The 4,832-nt window shown below is 61.7% G+C and carries 5 protein-coding genes; all 5 read left to right on the forward strand.

Annotated elements, in window-relative coordinates:
* A partial coding sequence (locus EN893_RS19130; protein ID WP_128361698.1) for an aldehyde dehydrogenase family protein occupies window positions 1-596 on the forward strand: 596 nt, incomplete at its 5' end.
* Window positions 597-730: 134 nt separating this feature from the next.
* Window positions 731-1,150, forward strand: a complete 420-nt coding sequence (locus EN893_RS19135; protein ID WP_127271701.1) for a hypothetical protein — start codon at window positions 731-733, stop codon at window positions 1,148-1,150.
* A complete protein-coding gene (locus EN893_RS19140) occupies window positions 1,147-2,775 on the forward strand; it encodes a GMC family oxidoreductase (protein ID WP_127270352.1) in 1,629 nt (542 codons plus the stop codon). Before EN893_RS19135 ends, EN893_RS19140 begins: the two co-directional genes overlap by 4 nt.
* 134 nt (window positions 2,776-2,909) lie before the next feature.
* The gene (locus EN893_RS19145; RefSeq protein ID WP_236383057.1) at window positions 2,910-3,989 is read left to right on the forward strand and encodes a DSD1 family PLP-dependent enzyme; all 1,080 of its coding nucleotides are present in this window, start codon (window positions 2,910-2,912) and stop codon (window positions 3,987-3,989) included.
* Window positions 3,986-4,832 (forward strand): pyridoxal-phosphate dependent enzyme (locus EN893_RS19150; protein ID WP_128361699.1); only part of this gene is annotated, 847 nt, incomplete at its 3' end. The genes EN893_RS19145 and EN893_RS19150, both read left to right, overlap by 4 nt.

Genomic DNA, 4,832 nt, shown 5'->3' on the forward strand with positions numbered 1-4,832 from the left:
CTCATCAGTCGGTTGCCGAAAGCCTCTGCGAAAAGCTCGTCGCCCATGCGCAAAAACATGTGCTTGGTGATCCCTTCCACCAGGGAACGACCATGGGGCCGCTGAACAACGCGAAGGTCGCAGCCAAGGTCAAGGAGCACATCGATGACGCAATCGCGCAGGGTGCCAAGGTGCTCTGTGGCGGCAAGCCGCGCCCCGATCTCGGCAGCGGGCTGTTTTTCGAGCCGACGATCATTACCGGCGTCACGCGCGAGATGAAACTCAATCGCGAGGAAACCTTCGGCCCCGTCGTGCCCGTTCTCACTTTCAAGAACGAGGCTGAAGCGCTCGATCTGGCGCTCGACAGCGAATATGGCCTGTCGGTCGGCGTCTTCACGGCGAATGTGGCGCGGGGTGTTTCGGTCGCCAGGGCGATCCCCGCCGGGATCGTCAATATCAATGCCGGCAGCACATGGTGGGAAATTCACCTGCCCTTCGGCGGCGGAAGCGGCACCAAGAGCGGCATCGGCCGACTGGGCGGCGTGCACACGATGGAAGCCATGACCGAACTCAAGATGATCACCGTCACGATCGATCGAAAGGCAGGTGCGGCATGAGCCCTCAATCGCATGCTCTTGCCGGCGAACGGAATTCGCCGCTTTCTCCACCTGAGAGAACGCGGATGATCCGCGCTCTTGTCGATGAACTGATCCCTGGCAACGAGAGTTGGCCCTCCGCGTCCGAGGCCGGCGTGCACGGCATCGTGTCGATGCGCCTCTTTGCGGATTGGAGCGACGTGCAGACTACGGCACTGGCCGATCTGCTGGGCTGGGAAAGGGGTGGCCTTTCAAGCAGCAATGGCGACACCCGCATCGCGGCCGTCAAGGTCTTCGAGCAAGCCGACGCGGAGCTTTTCGACAAGATCTACACGGCGGTGACACTCGCTTATTACGAAACGCCCTTCGTCATCGAGGCCATTCGGAACACGGGGCGTCCGTACTCCCACCGGCCCCATCTGACCGGCTACGACATGGCGCCTTTCGATTTCAACCGGGACCAGCCAGCCCATCGGCGCGGCCATTACCTGGAGACCGAAAAGGTCAGGCCCGTCGACACGTCGCCGCTCGGGCTGGACACGGTAATGACAGATCGCTGGGGATTGGAAAGATGACAACAGATCGCATCTGTGACGTATTGATAGTGGGCGCCGGCGCGACAGGATCCTTGGCAGCACTGACACTTGCAGAAGCCGGTCTCGATGTCGTCTGCCTGGAACAGGGATCCTGGGTGGAGGCGAAAGACCATCCGCATCTCCATTCCGACTGGTCGTGGCAGCGCCGGACCAACTGGAGCCCGGACGTCAACAAGCGCAGCCATCCGGACGATTTCCCCGTCAATTCGGACTCCTCGCAAATCCTGATGTGGAATGCCGTCGGCGGGTCAACCAATGTCTATGGCGCAATCTGGCCACGCTATCGTCCTTCCGATTTCCGCAAGGGCACGGAGCATGGTCTTCAGCCGGACTGGCCGATCACGTATGAGGATCTCGCCTCCTTTTACGAGCAGGCCGACAAGCTCGTCGGCGTGTCGGGCCTTGCCGGCGACCTGGCCATGCCGCCACGAGACCGCTGTCCGACCCCGCCGATGCCTGTGTCCAAGGTGGCGAAGCGCCTTGCTTCCGGTTTCGATGCGCTTGACTGGCACTGGTGGCCGGTCGAGGCTGCGGCGATCTCCGAGGATTATGACGGTCGGCCGGCCTGCAACAACTGCGGCACATGCAACGGCTGCCCACGTGGATCGATGAGCAAATATTCGCTGTCCATCTGGCCCAAGGCTCTGGATGCCGGCTGCGAACTGCGCATCAACGCCCGCGTGCTCAAGATCGAGAAGGACCCGGACGGCCGCGCGAGCGGCGCTCTTTATGTCGACCGCAAGACCGGGAAGCAACATTTCCAGGGCGCAAAACTGGTTATCGTGGCCGCGAACGGCATCGGAACGCCACGGCTCCTTCTTGCATCCGACAATCTTGCCAACGCCAATGATCAGGTCGGACGTTATCTTCTGCACCACACGCTGGTTGCCTGCGAAATGTGGGTCGACGAGCCTGTCGACGGTCATATCGGTTACGTCGCATCCCTGCTGTCGCGGCAGTTTGCCGAGACGGACGTGTCGCGCGGTTTCGTCAACGGTTTCAACTTCAATTGCATCACCTCCACGCCGTCGGCCGGAGAGCTTGCGGCAGGCTGGTTCACGCCGGCCCACGCGCCATGGGGCCGCGACCATCACCCTTGGTTCGAGCGCCACTTCGGCCATTCCATCGGCGTTTTCGCCATTGGCGACGATCTGCCCAATCCGGAAAACCGCGTGACGCTGGATCCTGTGCTGAAGGATTCCGATGGCGTGCCTGCGGCAAAGACCCGCTACGCGCCCGGCGAGAACGACAAGCGTATGATGAACTACATGCTGGATCGCCTCGAAGAGCTCGCAAAGGCCTGCGGTGCTTTCGAATATCGGCTGCATGATTATCGCGACAAGGAGGGCGTTTATCGCACACCAGCCTGGCACATGATCGGCACCTGCCGGATGGGCAGCGACCCATCGACATCCGTCGTCAACCAATGGAACCAGACCTGGGAGGTGCCAAACCTCTTCATTGTCGATGGAAGCGTGCTCACCACCGGCGGCGTCGTCAATCCGACGGCCACCATCTCGGCGCTCGCCTTGCGTGCCGCGGCCTATATTCGCGACAATTTCGAAACCCTCTCGCAGCAGACGCGATCGTCGATAGCCGCCTGACGCGGATGATGCGGGTTGTCCGTCGATCGTCTCGCATATCAGGCAAGGACGATCCCTCGCCTGCGTGGTCCTGATTGGCATCATCGCGATCGGAGAAAGACAAAATGGTCCAGCGCCCGCCTGCCGAGCCCGGAATGAGCGAAGCGGATATCGATACCCCTGCCCTCATCATCGATCTCGATGCAATGGAAGGAAATCTCGACCGTATGGCCGCATTCTGCCGTAAAGCAGGTGTGCGGTTGCGCGCTCACGCGAAAACCCACAAGTCCCCGGTCATTGCTCACTGGCAGATTGCCAGAGGGACGATCGGCCAATGCGTGCAAAAGACAGCGGAGGCCGAGGTTCTCGCCTGGGGAGGTATAGGCGACATTCTCGTTTCGAACGAGGTCGTTTCCTCCCGCAAGCTGGCGCGACTGGCCGCGCTGTCCAGAATGTCGAAAATCTCGCTCTGTGCCGATAGCGCGGCCGTGGTCGACCAGATCGAGGCAGTGGCCGAATCCTTTGCCACGCGGTTGACAGTGCTGGTCGAGATCGACGTCAGTGGCGGTCGCTGCGGCGTGGAACCTGGCGCCCCCGCAGCGGCACTGGCGGTCCGCATAGCGAGAAGCCGCCACCTGGTGTTCGGTGGCCTGCAATCCTATCACGGGCGCGCCCAGCACCTGCGCGCCGAACAGGAGCGACGCGACGCTATCGGCCAGGCCGCGACGCGAACGGCGGATACGATCGCCGCAATCAGGAAGCAGAAGCTGGACTGCGCGATCGTCGGCGGCGCAGGCACGGGAACCTTCACCCACGAAGCAGCCAGCGGCGTCTACAACGAGCTCCAGGCCGGCTCCTATGTGTTCATGGATGCCGACTATGCACGAAATCGTCCCGCTCCCGATTTCGAACAATCGCTGTTCGTGCTGAGCACCGTCATGAGTGCGGCCCGTCACGGCATCGCGGTTCTGGACTGCGGCCACAAGGGGATTGCTATCGACAGCGGACTTCCTCTCATTCACGCCAGGCAGGATATCGACTATGCCGGCGCATCCGACGAGCACGGTTCGCTCATCCTGCGTTCGGATCCCGGAAGCCTTGCCATCGGAGAAACGCTGCGTCTCGTTCCCGGCCATTGCGATCCAACGGTCGACCGCTATGACTGGTATGTCGGCATGCGCGGCAAACGGGTCGAATGCGTCTTCCCTGTCGCAGCGCGCGGAATGATGCAATGACGCTCGCGGTTCTTCCGGGGGCCGAAACCCCGTCCCGGCAACTGAGGCTGCGCTGCATCGCTTGCAATGCCACCCGGCCGCCGACCCTGGTCTACCGTTGTCCCGATTGCGGCGGCATACTGGAGGTCACGCGTCAAAAACCGGAAGGGCGCGGCTGGCTCAGAGCTGACTTCGTCGCAGATGATATTACTCTTGGAGAAGGCGGCACGCCGCTTCGAGAACTCAGATCCGATCTCCTCCACGTCGGCTTCAGAGGCCGGTTGCTCGTCAAGGACGAAACCCGCAATCCATCCGGCTCCTTCAAGGACCGCCTTGTGGCAGCGGCATTGAGCCAGGCGATCGCGCTTGGAGCGAAGGGGATCGTCAGTGCGTCGAGCGGCAACGCCGGTGCCGCTGCCGCTTGCTATGCCGCGAATGTCGGAATTCCCGCCATCATCGTCTGCCCGGATACGACGCCGCGTGGCAAGCTGGCGCAGATTCTCGCCTATGGCGCCATGCTTGAGCAAGTGCCCGGCCATTACGGAAACGCGTTTGAACATGCCAGACTACGTTGCGCCGAGACCGGCTATGCAAACCTGACGACGACCTATCTGAATCCTTATGGCGTAGATGCCTTGCGGCTGATCGGGCAGGAACTCCATGAGCAGATGGAAGGCGTCGGACCCGATTGGATCGCCATCCCGACAAGTTCCGGACCGTTGGTTAAAGGCGTCTTTCAGGGCTTCATGGATAGGGCTGGCAAAGTGCCTCGCCTGATCGCGGCGCAGTCTGACGGCTGTGCTCCGATAGCAAGGGCCTTCGAGGACGGAAAAATCGAGGTTGATAGCTGGGAGAGCCCCAAGA

This window comes from Mesorhizobium sp. M7A.F.Ca.CA.004.04.2.1 (assembly GCF_004022825.1).
GTDB lineage: Bacteria > Pseudomonadota > Alphaproteobacteria > Rhizobiales > Rhizobiaceae > Mesorhizobium.